Raw genomic sequence first — 23112 nt, forward strand, 5'->3', positions numbered from 1 at the left:
GGGGCCGGTCAGGCAAGGCTCCGGCCCACGATCATTGGGGGTGGAGCGTGCGGAATATCAGTTGGTGCTCGACTGCTGCTGACGCCATTTATCCAGCATGACTGCCAGCACAATCACCACGCCCTTGGCCACGTATTGCCAGAAACTGGACAAGCCCACGATAGTCAGGCCGTTGTTCATTACGCCGATAATCAGTGCACCAATCACGGTGCCCCAGATCGAGCCGACGCCACCCATCAAACTGGTCCCGCCCAACACGACTGCGGCGATGGCATCCAGCTCATAACCGGTGCCCCAGTTGCCATTGGCGCCATACAAGCGGGACGCGCTCATGGCACCGCCGACGCCAGAGAACAGGCCGTTGATGGCATACACGAACATCAGCACGGCGCTGACGCGAATGCCGGTCAAGCGTGCGGCTTGCGGGTTGCCACCTACGGCGTAGATATGCAGCCCCAAGACAGTCTGGCGCAGGATGAACCAGCTGATCAGCACTACGCCGATCGCTACCCAGATCAGCCACGGCACGCCCAGAAAATTGCTGTTACCCAGCCATTCAAACGAGGGAATGTCGCGGTTGAGTACGGTGGTGCCATCGGCAAACAGGTAGGCCGCACCGCGCAAGGCAGTCATGGTGCCCAGGGTGACCACAAACGGGTTGATCTTGAACCCGGCCACCATCACACCGTTGAGCGCACCCATGACCAGCCCGGACAGCAAGAACACTGGCAAAGCCATGGCCGCCATGTGTCCCGGCAGTGACGCCAGCATGCCCAGTACCGCCGATACCGCCAGAATTGAACCCACCGACAGATCGATCCCCGCCGTGAGAATGACAAATGTCATCCCGCAAGCCAGCACCAGATTGATGGAGGTCTGACGCAAGATGTTCATGGTGTTGCCGGTGGTCATGAAGTTCGATGTGCCGTCATCACTGAGGTAACGCGTCAGGAAATAGAACGCGATATACATCAATACCAGCACCGGCAACATGCCGACGCGGTTGAATATTTCTTTGAAACCCATATGGGTTTTGGGCTGGCTGGGCGCCGGAGTAACTGGCGCCAGGCCGTTGGCAGAAAGAGGGTTGGCCATGATGATGTCCTTGATTCGGTGTTGCGTGATCAGTGTTCGGTGCGCGTCAGGCGGGTTCGGCAATGCGTTCGGGCACAGCCAGCGTGGCGTAGGTCATGATGGTTTCCTGGTTGATTGCTGCGCCAGTGACTTCGCCTGTTACATGGCCTTCGCGCATGACAACAACGCGATCACAAATGCCAATGACCTCGGGTAGTTCGCTGGAAATCACCACTACCGCTACACCGCTGGCAGCCAGTTGGCTGATGATGCGGTAGATCTCGCTCTTGGCACCGACGTCTACACCACGTGTGGGTTCGTCCAGAATCAGCACCCGCGGCTTGATAGCCAGCCAGCGAGCCAGCAACAGTTTTTGCTGGTTACCGCCGGACAAACCACCGACGATGCCGTCCGGCCCTGGTACTTTCACGGAAAGTTGCTTGATGGCGTCTTGCGTCAGCTTGCGCAGCGCCTTGTGGTTCAACAGGCCAAAACGCGAGTTTTGCTGCAGTACGCTCATGGTGGTGTTGGCCAGCGCCGACAACTGCAAAAACAACCCCTGGCCTTTGCGGTCTTCCGGCAGATAGCCAATCCCCAGTTTCATTGCGTCCAGTGGTTCGCGGATTTGCGCCGCCTTGCCGTCCACCAGGATTTCACCGGCAAGCATGGGATCAGCGCCAAAAATGATCCGCGCCAGTTCAGTGCGACCAGCACCCACCAGACCGGCCAGCCCAAGTACTTCCCCGGAACACACATGAAACGATGCATCGTTGATCTTGCCGCTGCGCACGTTACGCACTTCCAGGCGCACTGGTCCCGGGGCAGCGGTTTCGCGGCGCTGGTAGAAATCGTCGAGCGGGCGGCCGACCATCATCTGGATCACGCGTTCGGGCACGGCTTCGGCGCGCAGCAGCGTGCCCACATAGCCGCCATCGCGCATCACCGCCACGCGATCAGCCAGTTCGGTCATCTCAGCCATGCGGTGGCTGATATAAACAATGGCAATGCCATCGGCACGCAAGCGGCGGATCACTTCAAACAGGCGCTCCGTTTCGCGGTCTGACAGGGCGGCGGTGGGCTCGTCCATGATCAGTACGCGGCTTTTGTGGATCAGCGAGCGGGCGATTTCCACCTGCTGCTGGTCGGCAATACCCAATGAGCCCGCCAGCGTGTCAGCACTGAAGCGCGCACCTAGCGAGGCCAATACCTCGGTGGTGCGATTGCGCATTGTGGTCAGATCAACCCGGCCAAAACGGCCTTTGGGTTCGCTGCCCATAAACACGTTTTGCGCCACGGTCATGTGCGGCGCGACGGCCAGTTCTTGATAAATCAGATTGATCCCGGCCGCGCGGGCATCGCCGGGAGAGTTGAGTTTGACCACTTGCCCGCCAAGGCGGATCTCACCGGCATCGGGTTGGTAAACGCCGGACAGCACCTTCATCAAGGTGCTTTTGCCCGCGCCGTTCTCGCCCATCAAGGCCAGAACTTCGTGACTGCGCACTTGCAGCGCAACGTCATTCAGCGCTTTGGTGGCGCCGAAACGTTTGCTGATGTGCTCCATTTCCAGAACAATTTCGTTCATGGCAGAACTCCAGGGTGTGAGAAGGAGAGCGAGAGGAGCGAGGCGTGGGTTGATCTGGTGCGGTGACTGTTGCTGGCAGGCAATATGTCCGCACCGTACGCCAGGCTCCTCACACGTCGCCTACTTCACCCAACCTTGGTAGGTGGCGATATTGGCTTTGGTAATGGCCGGAGTAGGCAGCAGCACCACGTTCTTGGCGGGCTTTTTGCCATTCATCAAGTCGTAACCCATTTGCACGGCGGTCTCGGCCATTTTGTATGGGTCTTGCGCGGTGGAAACCGCAAACAGGCTGGACTTGTCTTTCAATGCGGCTTGAGCGTCCGGCGCACCATCTACCGAGGCGATCAGTTTTACGTCGGTGCGGGCAGCCTGTTTGATGGCCAGCTCAGCGCCAATCGCAGATGGGTCATTAATCGCAAATACGCCGTCAATTTTCGGATGAGCCGTCAGCAAGTCGGCCATGACCTGCATGCCACCGTCGCGGCTGCCTTTGGCGTCTTGATTGTCAGACAGCACCTTGATGCCCGGGTAAGTGGCCAGTAGCTTCTTGCACCCCGCAACGCGGTCGATCACAGAAGTCACGGGCGGGCCATTCACGATCACCACATTGCCCTTGCCATTCAGTTGCTTGGCCAGAAAACGGCAAGACTCCGTGCCGGCCATGGTGTTGTCTGACATGACGGTGATGTCGGCACCCTGTGCGCCAACGTCCACGGCCAGCACGATCACACCAGCGGCTTTGGCTTTTTCCAGGGCGGGAGCAATGCCTTTCGGATCAGCCGCGTTGACGATAATCATGTCGGCTTTATTGGCGACGAAGTTTTCAATCTGGCCGACTTGGGTATTCAGATCGTACTTGCTGGAAACGGTCGTGACTTTGACATTGGGGCCAGACAGTTTTTTGGCTTCATCTTCCGCACCTTTGCCGATAGCGACGAAGAACGGGTTAGCCAGATCCCCCACGGTGACGCCAATGTACTTGATTGGCTTGGCCGCAAACACGGGCATGGCAAATGCAGCTGCACACGTGGCTACAATAAGGCGTTGGGCAATACGCATTGTCGGACTCCTGATCCATATGAAGAAAAATGCCTGCTGTGAGCTGCTTTGGCATTGGTGCGGTGATTGGTTTTGTCTTCCGCTGGAAATAAATGTACACGTGTACACATTTAAAGGCGAGTATGCACCAATCATGGGCTGACGGGCGGTATAAGGTGTTTTTTGTACTTAATAATGGTGCACTACAACAAATAAAACGGTCGTTAGAGCAGCTTGTGGCAAGTATTTCGCCGGTTTGTGTACACTGTCCTTTACACGCGTTCATATTGATTTCACATGACAAATAGCCCAGGCGGGCAACCCGTGCCGCCAACCGAAACAGTCGCCACGCCGGATGGATTCGCCGGGGTGGTCACCATGAATGACGTGGCTGCTGCGGCCGGTTTGTCGCGCACCACGGTCAGCAAATTTTTCAACGGCAGCGCAACACTCAAGCCTGACACCCGCGAAAAAATCGAGCGTGCATGTCGCGAACTCAACTATGTGCCGGACTTGCACGCGGTGAGTCTGGTGACGGGGCGCTCCAACCTGGTGGGCGTGGTGCTGCCGTTTATTGCCGAGCCGTTTTTTGGCAAGGTGTTGCAACTAATGGAGCGTGAAGCCGCCGCTTTGGGATTGCAGATTGTGATTCAGGCATCCAACAACGACACTCGCCGTGAAGCTGCCGCGTTGATGGCATTACGCGCCATGAAGGTGCACGGCATTATCCTCACGCCGATTGAATCGGAAGATAACCGCGCTTTGCTGGCCAGCCTGCAAAAAGAAATGCGCATTGTTTTTCTCGATAGTTTCATGGACGAAAATTGCCACTTCGTCATGAACGATAACCATCAAAGTATCGGTTTGATGGTTAACTACCTGTTAAGCCGCAACGTGATTCCCGCCTACCTGGGTACGCCCAAAATCGCCAACCCATCACGCCCCGAGCGCCAGGCCGGTTATGAAGCGGCCATGCGGCAGGCCGGTGAAAAACCAAGGGTGATTCCGGTGATGCTCGATACGCCCACCTGGCAATTTGAGGCGTTTGCCTACGAGCAATTGCTGAACTGGTGCGGGCAGGGTGGCCTGCGTGATTCCGGCGTGGGCGCCATCATGTGCACGACCGATCGCGTGGCTTTCGGCGCGGCCAAAGCCTTGCGCCGCTTTGGCAAACATCCGGGCAAAGACATGTTGCTGGCGGGCCATGATGATCTGGATATCTGTGAATACATGGACCCGCAACTGACCACAGTACACCAGGATATCGAACGCATCAGCAAGGCGGCGATGCACTTCATCCAGCTTGATCCGGGTGCGCTGGCGGGAAAGTATTATCAGCAACGGTTCCCGGGACGGCTGGTGATACGCGAATCGGCGTGAACCTGTCCCACACGCTGTAGTCGCACCACTGACAAACTTGTGAAGCAATTGCTGTCAGAATCGGGTGACATTCATGTCCCGATTGAGTCACTGCGGATGTTTCCATCAGCCGCGTGACCGATCTGCCTATGCGAATTTTGCTGCTTTCTTCGGCGATTATGGTGACATCGTCGCCCATTTTTGCCACGCCGTGCCAATCCATTACCAATAACAAGCAGCGCCTGGCTTGTTACGATGAATTCTTTGGCCGCCCGGACAATGCCCCGCAAGACATCCCCGCTGATGCGCTCAATGCTGCGCAAGCGACTCAACCTGCGACGACACGCAGCAATGCCGCGGCCAGTGCTGTCGTCAGTGCGAATCCCGCCAAACCGGGTGCACTTGCGGCCTCCGACGCCGCTGCGGCTTCCGCTCATCACTTCTGGAACGACTTTGCGCTGCGTGACGGCCCGGGCCCCAATGCCACCAACCCGGCGGTACTGGCGATAACCCATGGCTCCGAGAATTCATCCTCGCTCGTCCAGGCGGGGCTGACTTGGCGGCTGGGCAAAAATTTTCTGCCACAAACACTCACGGATTGGGGCTGGCGCTGGTATTCGGCGCTGTGGATCAACATGAATACCGAGTCTGACAACCCCTACAACACGCGTGGGGCGCAACTGGGCGCAGCAGGAACGCTGTTCGATGCCAGGCAGGACGGGTTTGCTTTGGGCAGCTCGGCCAACATCAATATCAAACAGGATTCGCAAAACCACACGCAATCACAGGGCGTGGCGTTTGATACGCGACTGATCCTGCCGGGCTGGCTGGTGATCGGTAAACCCTACAGCCCGGATCGCGCTTCGTGGTTTGTTTACCCCTTGGGCGGCGTGTATGTGGACCACCTGGCGCGCGTGGTCAAAGGTGATGAGACCGGCACGACCATGGGCGGTTATGCTGGGGTCTCGGGCGATTATTATCCGGGTGGCTGGCTGTGGCGGCTGCGCTTTCACGCCTCATTCCTGGCCGCCAAAGACCTGGAAAGCACGCCGGGTTTGAATCGGCGCTACTCGCGCTTAAACCGCTTTGGCGTCGATTATTCACTGGCACCAAACAAGGATGGATCGCGCCCATCGGTGATGCCGTCGATCTCGCTGGAGCGCATTGTGGGCGACAACTATATCGACGGCACCGCCTACACTGCGCAGACGGTGCTGTCGCTGAAGTTGCTGACCAATTAACGCATTAGCGCGCGCTGCCTTGCTGCAGCGGGATGGCGGCTTCGGCAGCCACTGGCGTTGTCGGCGGCGCTGCAACTTTGCGGACGTTACTGTGCGCAGTGCGGCGAGCGGCGGTGTGGCGTTCCAGCAGTCGCTGCATGACGCAGAAAGCGCAGAGCAAAGCGCCAATGACAATGCGGGTCCACCACGAACTGAGCGTGCCATCAAAGGTGATCAAGGTCTGGATCACGCCCAGTATCAGTACGCCAAACAGCGTGCCGGTGACATAACCAACGCCGCCCGTGAGTAGCGTGCCGCCGATGACGGTAGCGGCGATGGCATCCAGTTCCATGCCCTGCGCGTGCAGGCCGTAGCCAGACAGCATGTAAAAGGTAAATGTCACCCCGCCCAGCGCCGCGCAAAACCCTGACAACGTGTACACCAGCACTTTGGTGCGCGCGACCGGCAGACCCATCAACAGGGCAGAGCGCTCGCTGCCGCCGATGGCGTATACCACCCGGCCAAATTCGCTGTAATGCGCCAGCCACAGCGCCGCCACAAATGTCGCCGTGGCGATCAGCACATTGGCCGACAGGTCTGCGCCGGGCAGATGCAACCGGAATTCAGACACCGCCGTATAGGCCGGATCGCTGATGGTGATCGACTCGATATTGATCAGAAAGCACAGCCCGCGCGTGAGGAACAAACCGCCCAGCGTGACGATAAAGGGCTGCAGCCGGAAATACTGGATCAGCACACCCTGAAACGCACCAAACGCTGCGCCAATGGCCAGAACCAGCGGCGTGACCACCCAGATCGGCCAGTGATGCGATTGCACCAGCGTGGCGGAAATCATGGTGGTCACCGCCACCAGTCCGCCTACTGACAAATCGATGCCGCCGCTGATCACCACAAACGTCATGCCGATGGCGACAATCAGTAAAAAGGCGTTATCAATGAACAGGTTGAAAAACACTTGTAGTGAGAAAAACCCGCGATAGGCCACCGAGCCATAGGCAAACATCAGCAGAAACAGCCCGAGTGTGATTAGCAACGGCAGGGTGCGAACATCGGTCAGCCGGTCAGTGCGCAACCAGCTTTTGGCAAAGGTGCTCATCGCATTGCTCCTTGCCATGACGGGTCACGGATAATCAGTCGCCGCACCGGCTCGGACTGCACCACGCACACCACAAATACGACTATCGCCTTGACCACCAAATTGGCTTCGGGCGGAACGCCAATCGAATACGTGGTGTAGGTGAGCGTCTGGATGATCAACGCCCCAATCAGCGAACCCACCAGACTGAAGCGCCCACCGGCCAGCGATGTACCGCCCAACGTTACCGCCAGGATGGCGTCCAGCTCCATCAACAAACCGGCGTTGTTGCCATCTGCGCTTTTGACATTGGCGCTAATCACCAGCCCGGCCGCACCGGCCATCAAGCCAGAAAAACCGTAAACGCACAGGGTAATGGCGCGGGCTTTGATCCCGGCGAAATGCGATGCCGTGGGGTTGATGCCGATGGCGGTAATAAACAAGCCCAATGCCGTGCGTTTGGTCAAGAACCACAGCAGCAAGCCCACCGCCGCCACGATGTAGAGCGCAAACGGCAAGCCAAACAGAAAACCCGCACCGAGGAAGAAATACGGCTGGTAGTAAATGGTGATGATCTGGCCGGAGGTCAGCAGTTGCGCAATGCCGCGCCCAGCCACCATCAAAATCAGTGTGGCGATGATAGGCTGCATGCCCACCACCGACACCAGCGCGCCATTCCACAGCCCGCAGAGCAAGCCGACCGCCAGCGCCGCGATAATGGCTACCGCCAGCGGCACGTTGGATACGTAGGTCTCCACGCCGTTAACGATCTGCATATTGCCGCCAATCAGCACGGCCGCCGTGGCCGCGCAAATGGCCACCACCGCGCCGACCGAGACATCGACCCCGCGCGTGGCGATCACCGGTGTCATGCCCAGCGCCACCAGCGCCAGTGGCGAAGCGCGGTTAAGGATATCGATCAGGCTGCCAAACAGATGGCCGTCTTTGTTCTCGACGTGGAAGAAATGCGCGTTGAAGGCGCGGTTAACCAGCAGCAGTACCAACAGTGTCAGTACTGGCAGAAACAGCGGGTGTCGCGTCAGCGTCTGGCGCAGCGAGCGGATGCGCGCTGGCCACGACGTTAGGGTCGTATCGGTCATTGTTCGCCTCCGGCAATCATGTGAAATACCGCATGTTCATCGGTCTGGCCTGCGGGCAGTTCGCCCACTTTGCGCCGGTCACGCAGCACAGCAATGCGGTTGCTGACGCGCACCACCTCGCTCATCTCGGATGAAATAAACAGAATCGCCAGTCCTTTGCGGCACAACGCCAGGACCTGATCCATGATTTCGAGTTTGGCGGCGACATCGATGCCACGGGTGGGTTCATCCAGAATCAGCATTTTCGGGTCGGTCGCCAACCAGCGCGCCAGCAGGGCTTTTTGCTGGTTGCCGCCAGAGAGCAAGCCAATGGGTTGTTCAGCATTGGGTGTCTTGATGCCCAGATGCTGGATGTACTGTGCAGCGATGGCGTCCTGACGTTTGCGGGGCAGATAGTGAAACAAGCCGCGCCGCGCCTGCAGTGCCAGGATGATGTTTTCGCGCACAGATAAATCGGCAATGATGCCTTCGTTCTTGCGATCTTCCGGGCAGTAGCCAATGCCGTGGCGGATGGCATCGCGTGGTGAGCTGAAACGTGTTTCATGGCCGCTCACGCTGAGCGCGCCGCTTTCGCATTTATCCACGCCAAACAGCAGGCGGGCGGTTTCGGTGCGGCCCGATCCCAGCAATCCGCCCAGTCCAAGGACCTCACCGGCGCGAATATCCAGGTCCAGTGCCTGCATGCTGCCGCGATGACTCACGCCTTGGGCTGCAATGAAGGTTGCGCCGGGTTCGGTCTCGGCCCACTGCGGCTTGTTCAGGTGTTCCAGATCAATCTCGCGGCCAACCATTTTGTGAATCAGACTCAGGCGTGGCAGTTCGGCAGCGAGATATTCGCCTTCGCGCTCGCCATTGCGCAGCACGGTGATGCGATCAGAAATAGCGTAGGTCTGTTCCAGAAAGTGGGTGACAAACAAAATGGCCATGCCGCGTGAGCGTAGCTGGCGCAGCAAGGCAAACAGTTTCTGGACTTCGTCTTCATCCAGGCTGGAGGTTGGTTCGTCCAGAATCAGCACTTTGGCATCGACACTCAGGGCGCGGGCGATGGCCACCATTTGCTGAATGGCGATAGGGTAGGTATCGAGCGCGCGGGTGACATCCAGATCCAGCGACAGTGTGGCCAGCAGCGCCTGCGCGTTGCGATTGAGCGTCGCCCAGTCAATCTTGCCCGCCTTGCGTACAAAGCGGCCAATGTAGATGTTCTCGGCCACCGACAGATTGGGGCACAGGTTCACTTCCTGGTACACGGTGCGGATACCGACGGATTCCGCCGCCTCAGGTGAATCAAGCTTCACGGTTTGGCCGTCAAATACAATTTCGCCCGCTTCAGCGGGGTGGACGCCGGTGAGCACTTTGATCAGCGTGGATTTACCTGCGCCGTTCTGGCCCATCAGGGTATGAATTTCGCCCGCGAACAGGCGAAACTCAACCTGCTTCAAGGCATGCACGCCGGGAAAGCGCTTTTCTATCCCGCTCATATGCAAAATGGCCTCGCTATTGGGGCGGCGAGGCGGGGAACTGGCAATGGCATTCATGGATCTCGGTCCTTGTGGCGCAAGCCTTTGGTTGAATGTCGGTTCGGGGCTGGCGTTGTTCTTGTCAGGAGAACAGGAAGGGCCAGTTACGGCAGGGCGCCGCTTGACGACGCCCCGCCGTGACTTTCAACTCAACTTAATACTTGCGTGACGGGAAGGCCGCAGCTGCGGTTTCCATCGGGAAGACCGTTTCTTTGGTGACGATGCGTTTCGGAACCGACTTGCCGGCAGCAACCAGCTTGGCGGTATCCATCAGTTGTGGTCCGAGCAACGGGCTGCATTCCACAGAGACATTCATCTTGCCAGCCATCATGGCCTGGAAGCCGCCCTTGGTCGCATCAAACGACACAATGATGATGTCTTTGCCTGGCTTCAGACCGGCTTCTTCAATGGCTTGAATCGCGCCAATCGACATATCGTCATTGTGCGAATAGACCACCTGGATTTGCTTGCCATAAGACTTGAGGAAAGCTTCCATCACTTGCTTGCCACCGGCACGAGTGAAGTCGCCGCTCTGGCTGGCAATGATCTTGAAGCGGTCATCGCTCTTGATGATTTCAATCAAGCCGTTGTGCCGATCAATGGCCGGTGCCGAACCCACTGTGCCTTGCAGTTCTGCGATATTGATCGGGCCTTGTGCGCCTTTGTAGTGATCTTCCAGCCAACGGCCACCACGGCGGCCTTCTTCCAGGAAGTCCGAACCAATGAACGCGGTGTAGAGCGAGTCGTCTGATACTTTGACTGCACGGTCGGTCAGGATGACCGGAATCTTGGCGGCTTTGGCTTCACGCAATACTGGCTCCCAGCCCGATTCCACCACCGGCGAGAAAGCAATAACATCCACTTTTTGCGCAATGTAAGAGCGAATCGCCTTGATCTGGTTTTCCTGCTTTTGCTGGGCATCCGAGAACTTGAGGTCTACGCCTGCATCTTTGGCGCTGCTCTTGATGGATTCGGTGTTGGCGGTGCGCCATTCACTTTCTGCACCCACCTGGGCAAACCCCAGTACCAGCTTGTCTGCGGCATGGGCTAGCGAGCCACACACCATCAGCCCGGCAGCGACCATGACCGCGGCCAGAATCTTTCTGCTCGACTTTTGCATAATCTTCGACTCCTTCTAATGGATTGTTTTGCCGGCACTTTCTTGGTGCGGCCGGATCAGGCTTTCATGATTTCAAAGCCTGTAAAATCCTGCGCCAGGCCAGCATTCATACCAATGTAATTTTCGGCTGAAGCTATGCACAAAACAGGACAAATGCGCACTGTGATGGGGCGTTGCTTACCAATGAAAATGAGGCGGTTATTGGCATTGCGGCAAAAAGGGTGATCTGGCGGATGGACGAATACGCCAGAACAGGGCGACAAAACGGTTGCGCATCCATGCGCGCCAAAAAGTGCGAGATGGATCAAACGGTTGGCGTGAGGCCGCTGAAATGAGTGGTCAGGCGGCCGAAGTGACCATGCATGCGCGCTGGTTCAGGGGCGAAAACTGGGGAGATTTGCTGCTGAAAAGGCATAAAAAACGCCCGACATGTCGGGCGTTTTTGGTACTGCTCAAAGGTACAAGTCTGGTCTTAGCGATGACGGCCATGCGAGCGACGCGGCTGGTCAAACCAGGCCGACACCGGTGTGTTCTCGTTGGAGACCGGTTGCGCATCACCGCGCAAGATGGCTTCGCGTTGCGATTTATCCATCTTCTGGCCGGTGCTGGCGGTGCTGCTGCGATCACCGCGCTGGCTGTTGCCACGGTTGCCGCCGTCGCGACCTTCACCAGTGCCGCCAGTGCGAGGTTGTTGCGGGCGGTCATTGCGGCGAGCGCCAGCTTGACCATTCGCTGCGGCACCTTGACCCTGGCCCTGACCTTGGCGACGACCTGGATTCTGACCCTGACCCTGGCCTTGTCCCTGACGGCGTTGACCGTCAGCCGCCTGGCCTTGACCACGACCACCGGTAGCGCCATCACCTTGCGGGCGTGGCTTCTGGTTGCGATTGCGGTTTTGATCCTGGCGTGGCGGGCGACCATCAGCCGAACGACCTTCGCCTGGTTCGCGCGGTGGACGGGCTTCGCCGCCTTCCGCTGCCGGGGCGCGTTGCGGGCGATCTCGACGTGGTTGTTGGCTGCGGCCACCACGACCCTGGCCTTGTCCTTGCTGCTGGCGGCCACGTCGACCCGATTCAATCGGCTCGGGCTTGGCGTTAGGATCGGGTTCAAATGTCGGCACGATCTCGCGTGGCAGAGCACGTTTGATCAGCTTTTCGATATCGGCCAGCAGGCGCATTTCATCGATACACACCAGCGACAAGGCTTCGCCTTGCGCGCCAGCACGACCCGTACGACCGATGCGGTGCACGTAATCTTCGGCAACCATCGGCAGCTCGAAGTTGATCACGTGTGGCAGTTCTTCGATATCAATGCCGCGTGCGGCAATATCGGTAGCAACGAGTACCTGCAACGTGCCGGACTTGAATTCGGTCAAGGCGCGGGTACGGGCAGACTGACTCTTGTTGCCGTGAATGGCCAGAGAAGGAATTTCTTCTTTGGTCAATTGTTCGGCCAGACGGTTGGCGCCGTGCTTGGTGCGGGTGAACACCAGCACCTGGAACCAGTTGTGTTCTTTGATCAGATGCGCCAGCAAATGGCGTTTCTTTTCGCGATCCACCAGCACGATCTTCTGGGTGATGGCTTCAACAGTGGCATTGCGGCGGGCAACTTCGATCAGCACCGGGCTGTTCAGCAAGTTGTCGGCCAGTTGTTTGATCTCGTCCGAATACGTGGCCGAGAACAACAGGTTTTGCCGCTTGGCTGGCAATAGTGCCAGCACTTTCTTGATGTCATGGATAAAACCCATGTCCAGCATGCGGTCGGCTTCGTCCAGTACCAGGATTTCCACCCGCGACAGATCAACCGTGCCTTGCGACAGGTGATCCAGCAGACGGCCGGGCGTGGCAACCAGAATATCAACGCGACCTTTCAGTGCCTTGATTTGCGGGTTGATGCTGACACCACCGAACATGGCGAGCGATTTATGCCCGGCATATTTGCCGTATTCACGCACGCTTTCTTCAACTTGCGCCGCCAGTTCACGCGTTGGTGTCAGCACCAGTGCGCGAATCGGAGCATGCTCGCCGCGCTTGACCGTGATCGGGCTGGCGCTGAGCAATTGCAGAATGGGAAGCGTGAAACCAGCGGTTTTGCCTGTGCCGGTTTGAGCTCCGGCCATGACATCCTGGCCGGCGAGAATGGCTGGGATAGCCTGTGTTTGAATCGGTGTGGGTTCCGTATAACCAAGATCGGATACGGCACGCACAAGTTCGTCCGCAAGACCTAAAGCGGAAAAAGTCATTAATTAACTCCAGAGCGTGTATCGGCCATTGCTGCAAATGCAGCTCCAGTCCGTTGGCGGATACAGGAATGTCGTGTGTGGGAACAGCGAAGACTGGATGCGCTCTGCGTAGTTCCGTGGGTTCCTGGAGCGGGTGCCGGTGAGGCGAGTTGTACTCAACAGGACGGTGCGCGCTTTAGCGCAAGTTGCTGGCGGATAGTAATGCTCCGGGCAACCAACTACGCCCGGCACATTATACGCATGCGTTGGCTGGCGTCGAGTGTTTTGCCAACGCGGTTACATCATTTTGCAGGGCGAGTGGCGATGGTGCATTGATACACGCCGCCGAAGAAGGTCTTTTTGGTCCAGCAAAAATCGCCGGAATACCGTGCATATTCGGGAATCTGCCGTTGCCACAAGGCGTGTGCAAACGGTTCCAGCCAGGCGTTCACTACCCGCAGCAACCAGCCGATGGGCTGCCACGCGGCAGGGCGGTGATAGTCCACAAAGATGGCCTTTCCGCCTACCGGTACTTTGGCCAGCATGTGATCAACGATGGCGTGTTTTTTGGCTTCAGGGACTTCATGCAGCAGGAAGAAACTGCAGACCACGTCATAACGCGTATCGCTGGCAAATGTGGCGGCATCGGCCTGGCAGACGTGGGCCCAGCGTATGTCAGCCAGTTTGGCGCTGCCGTGGCGAACCTGGGCGGGGGTGACGTCTGTGAGGTGGAATGCGCCTTTGGGGCCGACCTTGGCCGCCGCGCGTTGTACAAGGTCACCATAAACATGAGCCACTTGCCACACCTTCATACCGGGCTCGAGTTCTTTAAGGTAAGCCCGCATCAGGCGCTGATCGTTACCAAACAGCAGCGTGCGCACTACCCAGTTGTGATCAAGTTTTTTGACATGATCCGGATTTACGTAAGCCCAGTCATATACCTCGATCATGTAATCGGGCACACCGGCGTAATCGAGGTTCTCGTGCTGGTTTTCTTGATTTTCTTGAGCAGCAAGGGTTGCGCTGGCGGTATCTGGCGGCATTGTCACACTCCTGTATTGTCAAAATCTCGAAAATACTAAGGGCGGTTACGACAATGGAATTTGCGTTGACGCAGAAACGGCCAATTTGTTGACTCCAGATGTGCAAAGTGCCAAGCCAATAGCCGTTTGTCTGGCGTTGTGAAGACCGCTCACTACAATGCCAAGGGAATATCTGGATCAAGCTACGCGATCGGTCTGTGGTTATGCCTGAAAATTGCTTGACTAGACTGATTGGTCTATTGGTAGACTTTGCGACTTGATTGCAGCACAACCCATCATCCGGACCGGAGAACACCATGAGTCATTTGTTTGCCCCGTATCAGTTGCGCGGTCTTGAACTCCCCAACCGCATTGTGGTTTCGCCCATGTGCGAATACTCAGCGGTCGATGGCTTGGCCAATGACTGGCACCTGGTGCATCTGGGCAGCAGAGCGGTGGGCGGAGCTGGACTGATTATTTTTGAAGCAACTGCCATCGCGCCGGAAGGGCGCATCAGCCCGGAAGATCTGGGGCTGTGGAATGATGAACAAATTGCACCGCTGGCACGCATTACCCGCTTTATCAGCGAACAAGGCAGCGTGCCGGGCATTCAGCTGGCGCACGCGGGCCGCAAAGCGAGCACTTTTTCGCCATGGCGCGGTTCGGGCGCGGTATCAGAAGCTGAAGGCGGCTGGGCCAATGTGGTTGCGCCATCCGCCATTGCGTTTTCGCCTGAATACCCGCAACCGCATGCGCTGGATCAGGCGGGGATAGACAAGGTGGTCGCCGGTTTTGTGGCGGCAACGCATCGTGCCGTTGCGGCCGGTTTCAAAGTGGTAGAAGTCCACGCCGCGCACGGTTACCTGCTGCATCAGTTTCTCTCGCCACTTTCCAATCTGCGCACCGACCAGTACGGCGGTAGCCTGGAAAACCGCGCCCGTTTGCTGCTGGATGTGAGCCGCGCGGTAAGGGCGGCCCTGCCGGACGATCTGCCGTTGTTCGTGCGGATTTCTGCCACTGACTGGGTTGAAGGCGGCTGGACGGCCGATGAAAGTGTGGTGATATCGCGCTGGCTCAAAGAAGAGGGCGTTGATCTGATCGATGTCTCCAGCGGCGGCACCGTGCCTGTAGCGCCGATTCCGGTTGGCCCGGGCTATCAGACCCGCTTTGCTGACCAGATCCGCCGCGAAGCGGGCATTGCCACCGGCACGGTGGGCATGATTCTGGAACCCGCCCAGGCCGACCATATTATCCGCACTGGCCAGGCTGACCTGGTGTTGCTGGCGCGTGAATTGCTGCGTGAACCCTACTGGCCATTGCACGCTGCGACGGCTTTGCACACCACGGCATCATGGCCGGAACAATATCTGCGTGCCGCGCCCAAGGGCTCAACCGCACGAACTCCACGTTAAGCGAGGTCTACATCATGAAAATCGGGCTGATTGGTTTGGGCAATATGGGCGTGGGCATTGGCGGCAGTCTGCTGCGCGACGGCCATTCGCTGACCGTTTACAACCGCAGTAAAGACAAAGCAGACGCGTTGTTGGCACAGGGCGCACGCTGGGCCGATACCCCGCGTGAACTGGCGCAGGGCCAGGATGCCGTGCTGACGATGGTGGCCGATGATGCTGCCTTGCTGGCGGTAACGCGCGGAGACAATGGCCTGTTGGCCGGATTGGGGGCAGGCGCGGTCCATGTCTCTTTGAGTACGGTCAGCCCGGCTTTGGTGGAGCAACTGGCGCAAGAACATGCGGCGCAAGGCAAAGCGTTGGTCGCCTCACCGGTGTTTGGTCGCCCCGACGCCGCTGCTGCGGCCAAGCTGTTTGTGGTGGCATCGGGCAAGCCGGAACACATCACCGCTGTGCGCCCGGCGCTGGAATGCATCGGCCAGAAGTTGTTCGAGATTGGCGATCAGCCGCAGCAGGCTGCGTTGGTGAAACTGATTGGTAACTTCCTGATCAGTTGTGTGATTGAAGGCTTGGGCGAAGGGGCCGCGCTGGCTGAAAAAGCCGGTGTAGCGCCAGAAAAACTGATTGAAGTGCTTACTGGTTCCATCTTCGCCGCACCGGTCTATCAGGTTTACGGCGCGCTGATTGCCAATGCCGGTTATCTCAACCCAGGCTTTGCCTTGCCCTTGGGCCAGAAAGACAATCGGCTGGTGTTGCAGGCGGCAGAGGGTTTGAATGTGCCGCTGCCGTTTGCCAGCATCGTGCGGGATCGCTTTGTGCGGGCAAATGCGCAAGGCTTGGCTGGCGCAGATTGGTCGGCGATTGCCAGCTTGTCGCGGCAGGACGCAGGGTTGCCGGATTGATTGGAGTCGGATTTGGGGGAGGGTCGACTCGTAGCCCGGATGGGGCCGAAGGCGAGCATCCGGGATGCAATCGTGGCGGGCTCCAATGCAGTTGATCCGTTGACGTATTGTTGCCCGGATTCTCGCTCCGCTGCATCCGGGCTACGGTGCTTGGGTTGCTGGTTTTCGCTCTGGCTGAAACGCCGGCAACCGGGTGTCAGATACTAAAAAGCCAGGGAGTAACCCGCCTGCCGGAGGATGAACTGGCCCAACGCTCAATGCCCCAGCGAGCCTTGGGCAGCCAGTTCACGAATGCGGCGTACGGTATCGATATCAGCCTCATGGTAAGCCGACTTCACATAGGACGAGAAATACGCATCGCTGGCATCATCGCTTCCTGCCGCCACGGTATCGGCCAGGGGGGTGTTGTAGGTGAAGCGTACAAATAACTGCGCTTCATCTGGCGTTTCGATGGCGATGGTCAGAATGCCCCCGTAGTGTTCGTCATTGGGCTGGGTATGAAAATGAATGGTGCGGCCTTCATCCCACTCGATATTGTCGCGCACATGCAGATTGCCCAGCCGGAACGAGCGCACCATGTAATCGTCGCCGCGCTCGTGGATTTTAACTTCAGACACGTCATCCTGAAAGTCTTGCGGTTTCTCGGCGCGCCACAGCAACGCTTGCCATACCTGTTGCGCGCTCAGCGGCGTCAGCAGCGGGTTCAGCGGGTCGTTGATCTGGACCAGATGTTCAAAATGCACAAGTAGCTCCTTTGGCCTTGGTGATCGGGCCAGCGCGATGTTGCTGCGCGCTGCTTCAATCGTGTTTTATCAAATATTGAGTCAATTATAGGCTCAGGCGGGTTTGAGCAAACCATGCAGCTGGGCGTCCAGCATTTGTTGGCCCTGTTCCTGGGCCGTGGCACTGGTAAAAAGCGGGCAGGTGAGTTTCAGGCTGACAACCCCATGTAAACCCGCCCACAACAACTCAGCCAGCGCCTGGCTGGGCAAGGCACTGGCCAGCTTGCCGGATGCGCGCAGCGCCTCAAACGCATTGATTAGCGCCATAAACACTTGCATGCCCGCGCTCTCTTCATCGTTGCCTTCGGTGACGGCGTTGGCGTATTCCGGTTTGGTCATGAAGATCAGCCGGTAAGTCTCCGGGTGATCCAGCCCAAACTGTATATAGCCCTCACTGAGCACCCGCAACTGTGCCACCGGCTCGGATTCGGTAGCCACCGCAGGCAGCAGTTCACGCGCGAATTCAGCATAACCACGCGTACATAACTGGTAGGCGATCGCGTCCCGGCTCTCGAAATGCAGATAGAGCGTGGCGGGAGAGTATTCAATCGCATCGGCGATTTTGCGCATGCTCAGCTCAGCAAAGCCCTCGCGCACCACGATATCGAGTGCGGCTTGCAGAATGAGCTCACGCAATTCTGCCTTCTGTCGTTCTTTTCGGTCGGAAATAGCCATACCGCAATTTTGGACTTGACGACTTGAAGCGTCAATATAAAATGAACGATGTTCAGTAAACACTGTTTATTAAATTTACACACGTTCACGGAGATGGCAAAATATGGAAAAAATCGCATTGGTCGGTGCCACTGGCGCCATTGGCAACAGCATCGCCCACGCCTTGCAGATAGAAGGGCGGCCGTGGCGTGCTATTGCCCGCTCGCAACCTGCTTTGCAGCAACAGTTTGGCGCCGATCGCAATGCTGAACTGATGACCTGGAATCCAGACAACGAACAATCCATTGAAGCCGCGCTGCAAGGCATCGATACCGTGGTGTACATGGTTGGCGTCAACTACTGGCAATTTGAACTGCATCCAGTTCTGCTGGGGCGCACGGTGGAAGCGGCAATTCGCGCTGGCGTCAAACACTTCGTGCTGATTGGTACGGTGTATCCATACGGTCTGCCGCAAACCGAACGTGTGCGCGAGGATCATCCACGCCAACCAAACTCGGTTAAAGGTGCACACCGTAAAGCGCAGGAAGACCTGTTATTGGCCGCGCACGCAGCCGGGCGCATTCAGGGCACCGTGCTACGTTTGCCGGACTTTTACGGCCCGGGTGTCGACAAGAGCTTGCTGGATGGCGTGTTCAAAGCGGCCGTTGCAGGTAAAACCGCCGACATGATCGGCCCGATTGAAACCGACCACGAATTTGTGTTCGTCCCCGACGTCGGCCCGGTAGTGCTGAAACTGATCGCTGAACCCCAAGCCTTTGGCCGAGTCTGGCATTTTGCCGGGGCCGGCGTCACCAGCCAACGGGCGATGGCGGAACAGATTTTTGCCACCGCAGGCCACAAGCTACGTACCCGGGCGATCGGTAAAACCGCCTTACGGGTAATGGGCTGGTTCAACCCGTTCATGCGCGAACTGGTGGAAATGCATTATCTGCAAACACAACCGGTCATCATGGACGACAGCGCATTGCAGGCCTTGATTGGGCCACTGCACAAGACCTCATATCAGGATGGTATCCGGCTGACTGTGCAGGCAATGACCAGAAGCTGAAGCTGGGTCCGCACTTTAGAATTGGTAGCGCAGCCCGGCTTGGGCAGAAAGCTGTTTTTCATCGTCACCATACAATGCGCCCAGTTGCAGATTCAGTGTCCATTGCGCGGTCAGGTTCTGATTGAGGCCCGCTTTGACACCCACCTGGTTGCTGGCTCGATCCAGCGTGACGCTCCGATTGTTCATGGTCAGCGTGGTTTCGCCCCACCCATGACGCCAGTCAAGGCTTATAAAAGGGGAGGGTGACCCGGCTGGAGTGAGCGGATTAACCCCACCCAGACGCACCCCCAGCCGGCTGCTGAAGCCTCGCGGATCGCCGGTGTTCACGTGGGTGTTGGTGTCTTTTTCAAACACGTCACCGCCAAAGTAGCGGTTCCAGATGACTTGGGCGAACGGAGTGACCGAGGCTTGCGGATTATCGAACGGGTTCAGTGTATAGCCGCTTTCAATCGAGACGGTGGCGGCACCGGAGTTGTAATTCTGCGTAGACAAATAATCGGCACTGATCTGGTTGCGTTGCCAGCCATAAAGTAACCAGCTATCAACATAAGCACCCTGGCGATCCGTGTCATTCTGGAACCACGTCCCGTAAAGCCCGGCTGCGTAATTATCCAGGCTGCCCGTGGCGCGATTAGGGTTGCCGTTTGCTTGAGCCCAGGTGTCAACGTGCCCGTACCCAGCCATGACACCGAGGTGCAATTGTCCGGTGGCACTGGTAGCCCGATCAGCCAACTCTGTACCGCCATGGATCAGCCACTGGTGCGATTGGAATTGCACCTGGTTTTGCACCGCGCTGGCATTGCTGCGGGCACCTTCCAGCCTGATCCAGCTGGAACAGCGGTCATTACCTGCGCCGGTCACGGCATTGTCCGCGGTATTGCAGCCGACATTGTTCAGACGATCATGCAAATCGTGGTTGAAAAGGGTGGCTGCGGCATAAGCGTTGCCGATATAGGCGCCGATTTCTGGTCGATAGCGCGGCGTAAGACCAGGTACTGGCGGTATGGGCACAGGTGTTGGCGTTGGCGCGGGAGTTGGTGCAGGCGCCGGTGTTGGCGCGGGAGTCGGTGGCGGGGCTGGCGGAGTGACCGTAGATTGTAGATACCACTGTTCAGTGAATGGATCGTGCACCAGGCCATATTCATACAACCCGGCCACGGCGCGCCCAGCCAGTGCAAATGAAGTGGTTGCCGACGCTGCACCATTTTGCAGTGCAACAACCAGAATACCCTGCCGTGTGATATCTCCGGTTCCACCGACGTTACTGACACGGACTGAGGTCTGACCGGTCGCCAGCGCGATGCCTTGAGCACCGTCCAACACCAGTTGGTCAGAGGCAGAACTGTCGCCGCCCCAACGCTGTATTCAACAGCAAAGATCCCTGACCGTTCAAACTGCCAATTAGATGCAGTTGATTGCCTGGCGTTTGTCCACGCAGATTTATGGTGCCGTTATTAGTCAGTAAACCAGTCAGCGTGAGTGCACCGCGTCCCTCGACATCCAGTGCGGGCGCTGCATCTGCCACGTCGATGTGTCCCTGATTGGTCACATTTGCATTGATTTGGCCATAACCGCCCAAAGTGCCGTTGTTGATGATTCCCAACGGGCTGTTCAAAGTTGCCTGTGGTCTTGCTGCTGCGCCAATCAATAGCGTGGCACCAGGGTCAATCCGGGTACCGGAACCTTGCAACGTACTAACGAGCTGCAATGTACCGCTTTGCACATGCAATGCGTCAAGCGAGCTTGCCCCCAAGGTGACGGGGCCAGACAAAGTCCATGCCTCACCATTCATGATCAAATGATCAAACCCCGAAATGGGGGCATTTTCGGTTCCAAAATCGGTCAATTGCACGGTGTTATTGTTGCCGATACTGACCAGATTGCCGGTGACGCGCGAACCTCGACCCGTTACATCAATACCCAAAGTGGGGAAAGACACATGCGAGCCCAGCACGACAGTGTTGTTATCCCCGGTGAACTGCAGGGCAGTGGCACCCGATAAAGCGCCCAGGTTGTATACGCTATTGCCATTCCCGGCCAGTAACATGGCGGTACCGCCTGCAGAAATACTCCCGGCATTGACGAGGATGTTCTGATCAGCGCTGGACTGAATGGCGTTACCGGTTGTAGGGTTTTGAATCAGGCCATAATTGATCATCAGGCTTTGGGCTGCGGCGGTAAACAGCGCAGTGGCATCGCTGGCATTACCCCCGGTAATTACTCCGGTCGCTGTGTTGAGCAGCGAGTAAATGCCTCCGCCAAAGAACCAGAGTGCCCTGCCCGTGGTTGATATTGTGCCGTCATTTTCGATCGTGATCGCGTAGGCACCGTTGGAAACAATCCCCATCCTGCCAGTGATTGTGCCGCCTTGAAGGTTTTCGACCAAAGCGCCACGGCCCGAATAAATTGCAGACGATTGGGTCGAATTGATCTGGCCCGAGTTATAAACCTCAATTGAGCCGTTATCGGTATGTATGCCGTCCGGGCCCGAGATCACTGCGCCTACGTAGTTGTAAACGACACCACCATTGGTGAACTGGATGCCAGATGGCCCGCCACTATTAGCGGCATTTGACTGGATGGTGCCGTAGTTATCCACCCTGGTTGTCACGCCGCCGGTAATCCGGTCAAGGCTCCCCAGTTGCAGTGCCGAGGCTTGGATCGTGGCGTTATTCAAAACGCTGCCGTAATTGATGAATTGCCAGTCCTGTGTGTTGTCACCAGAGACTGCGATGCCCGCGTTGACAATACTGGTGGTCGGCCCAACCGCAAAACTGGCCTGCCCCGGATAGTTGTTATCCAGGTCGACGGTGGCACCGCTGCTGCTGGGCAAAAGCACTTGGGCCTGGGCAAGCAGGCTGGAGAATACTGGCCCCAGTGCCAACATGGACAATCTGATGCGGGGGGCACCACCGCAATGTTTATTGACGCACATCTTGACTCCCCCCGTTTGTTACTACGGTCTGCCAAGGGCTGTTGGCGAAAGGGCGAGCTCTGCGCACATCAAAGGGTGACCGTTGCAACCTGCTCGACCAGGGTTTATATGCCTAGTCTAGTGCGCGGACCGGCGAAAGCCAGGGCACACCGGCGAAAGCAAACACGTCATGTAACGGAGAATATCGGGCAGAACACTTACCGGCTGTACCACAGCATGCCGACTCGCTCGTGAAGCGCCCAGTAACTGGCAGTGAGCGATGGTGCGTCGGGCAGCAATTCCAGCAGCGTGAACGGGCGTTGGGTCTGGTATGACGTTGGCGCCAGCGTCACCATGAATCCAGCCTTGGTGAACACTTGCGCAGCGCGCGGCAAATGCCAGGCGCTGGATACCAGGGCGATTCGGCGATATTGCGGCAGCATCTTTTTGGCGAGGAATACCGCGTTGTCACTGGTGTCGGCGGCCTGGCTTTCTATCCAGACTGGCGTCATGCCGTAATCCTGTCGCAGTACGCGCGCCATCAATTCGCCTTCGCTCAGCGCTTCCTGGAACACCGCGCCACCGGTCACGGCCAGCGGTTTGCCAGTGCTGCGAGCCAGGCGCGCGGCGTAACGCACACGTTCGGCGGTGGTGCCATTAACGTCGCGTTCGTCCGGGTTTTGCAGTGCGCCAAACAAGGTGCCACCGCCCAGGCACACGATCGCATCCACTTGGGCCAGTGCGGCGGGGGAGATTGGCGGCGGTTCCAGCGATGCCGTTAATGCTTTGCTGACCACGGGTGTGGAAATGGCCCACAGTACCAGCAGATTCGCCGCCAGCAAGCCACGCGCCAGACGTGGACGGCGATGCCACAGCCACAAGCTGACCAGCCCGAGCAGGATAATGCAGCCCGGTGGCAACATCAGCGCAGCAAGACTGTTTTTGATCAGGAATGCGGGGTTGGTCATGGCGAGATCGGGTTGGTGGTGCAAAGTGGGCAAAGCATGCCGTGAGGCAAGCCGCAAAGCAAACG

20 protein-coding genes are annotated in these 23112 nt (G+C 57.8%); 5 read left to right on the forward strand and 15 right to left on the reverse strand.

The genetic code is table 11. From position 1 onward, the window contains the following. Positions 1–57: 57 nt before the first annotated feature. The 3 genes from P4L78_RS04210 to P4L78_RS04220 all read right to left on the reverse strand — a co-directional run bounded on the left by P4L78_RS04210 (position 58) and on the right by P4L78_RS04220 (position 3715). Positions 58–1095: an ABC transporter permease subunit gene (locus P4L78_RS04210; RefSeq protein ID WP_283148926.1), complete on the reverse strand. Its 1038-nt coding sequence runs from the start codon at positions 1093–1095 to the stop codon at positions 58–60. Positions 1096–1141: 46 nt separating this feature from the next. After that, the gene (locus P4L78_RS04215; protein ID WP_309327056.1) at positions 1142–2656 is read right to left on the reverse strand and encodes a sugar ABC transporter ATP-binding protein; all 1515 of its coding nucleotides are present in this window, start codon (positions 2654–2656) and stop codon (positions 1142–1144) included. Between the two features lie 120 nt (positions 2657–2776). Continuing rightward, positions 2777–3715, reverse strand: coding sequence for an ABC transporter substrate-binding protein (locus P4L78_RS04220; RefSeq protein WP_283148928.1), 939 nt, complete (start codon positions 3713–3715; stop codon positions 2777–2779). A 276-nt stretch (positions 3716–3991) separates the two neighbouring features. Between P4L78_RS04220 and P4L78_RS04225 the strand changes: the two genes are divergently transcribed. Both P4L78_RS04225 and P4L78_RS04230 read left to right on the forward strand, forming a co-directional pair. Then, the gene (locus P4L78_RS04225; protein WP_309327057.1) at positions 3992–5074 is read left to right on the forward strand and encodes a LacI family DNA-binding transcriptional regulator; all 1083 of its coding nucleotides are present in this window, start codon (positions 3992–3994) and stop codon (positions 5072–5074) included. 128 nt (positions 5075–5202) lie between these two features. Beyond that, positions 5203–6294, forward strand: a complete 1092-nt coding sequence (locus P4L78_RS04230; RefSeq protein WP_309327058.1) for a hypothetical protein — start codon at positions 5203–5205, stop codon at positions 6292–6294. Positions 6295–6298: 4 nt separating this feature from the next. Here the strand turns inward: P4L78_RS04230 and yjfF are convergent, their stop codons facing one another. From yjfF to rquA, 7 genes are all read right to left on the reverse strand, one after another. Next, complete coding sequence (gene yjfF / locus P4L78_RS04235) at positions 6299–7390, reverse strand: galactofuranose ABC transporter, permease protein YjfF (RefSeq protein WP_283148931.1); 1092 nt, start codon at positions 7388–7390, stop codon at positions 6299–6301. Then, positions 7387–8469: an ABC transporter permease gene (locus P4L78_RS04240; RefSeq protein ID WP_283148932.1), complete on the reverse strand. Its 1083-nt coding sequence runs from the start codon at positions 8467–8469 to the stop codon at positions 7387–7389. Before P4L78_RS04240 ends, yjfF begins: the two co-directional genes overlap by 4 nt. Beyond that, the gene (locus P4L78_RS04245; protein ID WP_309327059.1) at positions 8466–10004 is read right to left on the reverse strand and encodes a sugar ABC transporter ATP-binding protein; all 1539 of its coding nucleotides are present in this window, start codon (positions 10002–10004) and stop codon (positions 8466–8468) included. The genes P4L78_RS04240 and P4L78_RS04245 overlap by 4 nt, the downstream gene beginning before the upstream one ends. A 136-nt stretch (positions 10005–10140) precedes the next feature. Continuing rightward, complete coding sequence (locus P4L78_RS04250) at positions 10141–11106, reverse strand: ABC transporter substrate-binding protein (RefSeq protein ID WP_283148934.1); 966 nt, start codon at positions 11104–11106, stop codon at positions 10141–10143. 56 nt (positions 11107–11162) lie between these two features. Further along, positions 11163–11414, reverse strand: coding sequence for a hypothetical protein (locus P4L78_RS04255; protein WP_309327060.1), 252 nt, complete (start codon positions 11412–11414; stop codon positions 11163–11165). Positions 11415–11578: 164 nt separating this feature from the next. Then, complete coding sequence (locus P4L78_RS04260; RefSeq protein ID WP_309327061.1) at positions 11579–13348, reverse strand: DEAD/DEAH box helicase; 1770 nt, start codon at positions 13346–13348, stop codon at positions 11579–11581. Between the two features lie 281 nt (positions 13349–13629). Then, the gene (gene rquA / locus P4L78_RS04265; RefSeq protein WP_309327062.1) at positions 13630–14370 is read right to left on the reverse strand and encodes a rhodoquinone biosynthesis methyltransferase RquA; all 741 of its coding nucleotides are present in this window, start codon (positions 14368–14370) and stop codon (positions 13630–13632) included. Positions 14371–14666: 296 nt separating this feature from the next. Here rquA and P4L78_RS04270 point away from each other — a divergent pair, with 296 nt between their 5' ends. Further along, entirely contained in the window at positions 14667–15761 is a 1095-nt protein-coding gene (locus P4L78_RS04270) for an NADH:flavin oxidoreductase/NADH oxidase (RefSeq protein ID WP_309327063.1), read from the forward strand. 14 nt (positions 15762–15775) lie between these two features. Next, positions 15776–16660 carry an NAD(P)-dependent oxidoreductase gene (locus P4L78_RS04275; protein WP_309327064.1) on the forward strand — a complete coding sequence of 295 codons (885 nt, stop codon included), beginning with the start codon at positions 15776–15778 and terminating at the stop codon, positions 16658–16660. A 254-nt stretch (positions 16661–16914) separates the two neighbouring features. Here P4L78_RS04275 and P4L78_RS04280 read toward each other — a convergent pair whose 3' ends face one another. Both P4L78_RS04280 and P4L78_RS04285 read right to left on the reverse strand, forming a co-directional pair. After that, the gene (locus P4L78_RS04280; protein WP_309327065.1) at positions 16915–17403 is read right to left on the reverse strand and encodes an AtaL-like protein; all 489 of its coding nucleotides are present in this window, start codon (positions 17401–17403) and stop codon (positions 16915–16917) included. Positions 17404–17496: 93 nt separating this feature from the next. Beyond that, positions 17497–18078 carry a TetR/AcrR family transcriptional regulator gene (locus P4L78_RS04285; RefSeq protein ID WP_283148940.1) on the reverse strand — a complete coding sequence of 194 codons (582 nt, stop codon included), beginning with the start codon at positions 18076–18078 and terminating at the stop codon, positions 17497–17499. A 142-nt stretch (positions 18079–18220) separates the two neighbouring features. Between P4L78_RS04285 and P4L78_RS04290 the strand changes: the two genes are divergently transcribed. Next, entirely contained in the window at positions 18221–19165 is a 945-nt protein-coding gene (locus P4L78_RS04290; RefSeq protein ID WP_283148941.1) for an NAD-dependent epimerase/dehydratase family protein, read from the forward strand. 15 nt (positions 19166–19180) lie between these two features. Here the strand turns inward: P4L78_RS04290 and P4L78_RS04295 are convergent, their stop codons facing one another. The 3 genes from P4L78_RS04295 to P4L78_RS04305 form a co-directional block, all read right to left on the reverse strand. Continuing rightward, on the reverse strand, positions 19181–20488 hold the full coding sequence (locus P4L78_RS04295; RefSeq protein ID WP_309327066.1) for an autotransporter outer membrane beta-barrel domain-containing protein: 1308 nt from the start codon (positions 20486–20488) through the stop codon (positions 19181–19183). Between the two features lie 7 nt (positions 20489–20495). After that, the gene (locus tag P4L78_RS04300; protein ID WP_309327067.1) at positions 20496–22052 is read right to left on the reverse strand and encodes a hypothetical protein; all 1557 of its coding nucleotides are present in this window, start codon (positions 22050–22052) and stop codon (positions 20496–20498) included. A 245-nt stretch (positions 22053–22297) separates the two neighbouring features. Beyond that, on the reverse strand, positions 22298–23047 hold the full coding sequence (locus P4L78_RS04305; protein ID WP_283148944.1) for a YdcF family protein: 750 nt from the start codon (positions 23045–23047) through the stop codon (positions 22298–22300). Positions 23048–23112 lie beyond the last annotated feature (65 nt).

The organism is Silvimonas sp. (assembly GCF_031291215.1).
GTDB lineage: Bacteria > Pseudomonadota > Gammaproteobacteria > Burkholderiales > Chitinibacteraceae > Silvimonas > Silvimonas soli.

Coding starts and splice junctions, on each gene's coding strand:
- P4L78_RS04210 (WP_283148926.1), bottom strand. CDS start 1,095: ATGGCCAACCCTCTTTCTGCCAACGGCCTGGCGCCAGTTACTCCGGCG.
- P4L78_RS04215 (WP_309327056.1), bottom strand. CDS start 2,656: ATGAACGAAATTGTTCTGGAAATGGAGCACATCAGCAAACGTTTCGGC.
- P4L78_RS04220 (WP_283148928.1), bottom strand. CDS start 3,715: ATGCGTATTGCCCAACGCCTTATTGTAGCCACGTGTGCAGCTGCATTT.
- P4L78_RS04225 (WP_309327057.1), top strand. CDS start 3,992: ATGACAAATAGCCCAGGCGGGCAACCCGTGCCGCCAACCGAAACAGTC.
- P4L78_RS04230 (WP_309327058.1), top strand. CDS start 5,203: ATGCGAATTTTGCTGCTTTCTTCGGCGATTATGGTGACATCGTCGCCC.
- yjfF (WP_283148931.1), bottom strand. CDS start 7,390: ATGAGCACCTTTGCCAAAAGCTGGTTGCGCACTGACCGGCTGACCGAT.
- P4L78_RS04240 (WP_283148932.1), bottom strand. CDS start 8,469: ATGACCGATACGACCCTAACGTCGTGGCCAGCGCGCATCCGCTCGCTG.
- P4L78_RS04245 (WP_309327059.1), bottom strand. CDS start 10,004: ATGAATGCCATTGCCAGTTCCCCGCCTCGCCGCCCCAATAGCGAGGCC.
- P4L78_RS04250 (WP_283148934.1), bottom strand. CDS start 11,106: ATGCAAAAGTCGAGCAGAAAGATTCTGGCCGCGGTCATGGTCGCTGCC.
- P4L78_RS04260 (WP_309327061.1), bottom strand. CDS start 13,348: ATGACTTTTTCCGCTTTAGGTCTTGCGGACGAACTTGTGCGTGCCGTA.
- rquA (WP_309327062.1), bottom strand. CDS start 14,370: ATGCCGCCAGATACCGCCAGCGCAACCCTTGCTGCTCAAGAAAATCAA.
- P4L78_RS04270 (WP_309327063.1), top strand. CDS start 14,667: ATGAGTCATTTGTTTGCCCCGTATCAGTTGCGCGGTCTTGAACTCCCC.
- P4L78_RS04275 (WP_309327064.1), top strand. CDS start 15,776: ATGAAAATCGGGCTGATTGGTTTGGGCAATATGGGCGTGGGCATTGGC.
- P4L78_RS04290 (WP_283148941.1), top strand. CDS start 18,221: ATGGAAAAAATCGCATTGGTCGGTGCCACTGGCGCCATTGGCAACAGC.
- P4L78_RS04300 (WP_309327067.1), bottom strand. CDS start 22,052: ATGTTGGCACTGGGGCCAGTATTCTCCAGCCTGCTTGCCCAGGCCCAA.
- P4L78_RS04305 (WP_283148944.1), bottom strand. CDS start 23,047: ATGACCAACCCCGCATTCCTGATCAAAAACAGTCTTGCTGCGCTGATG.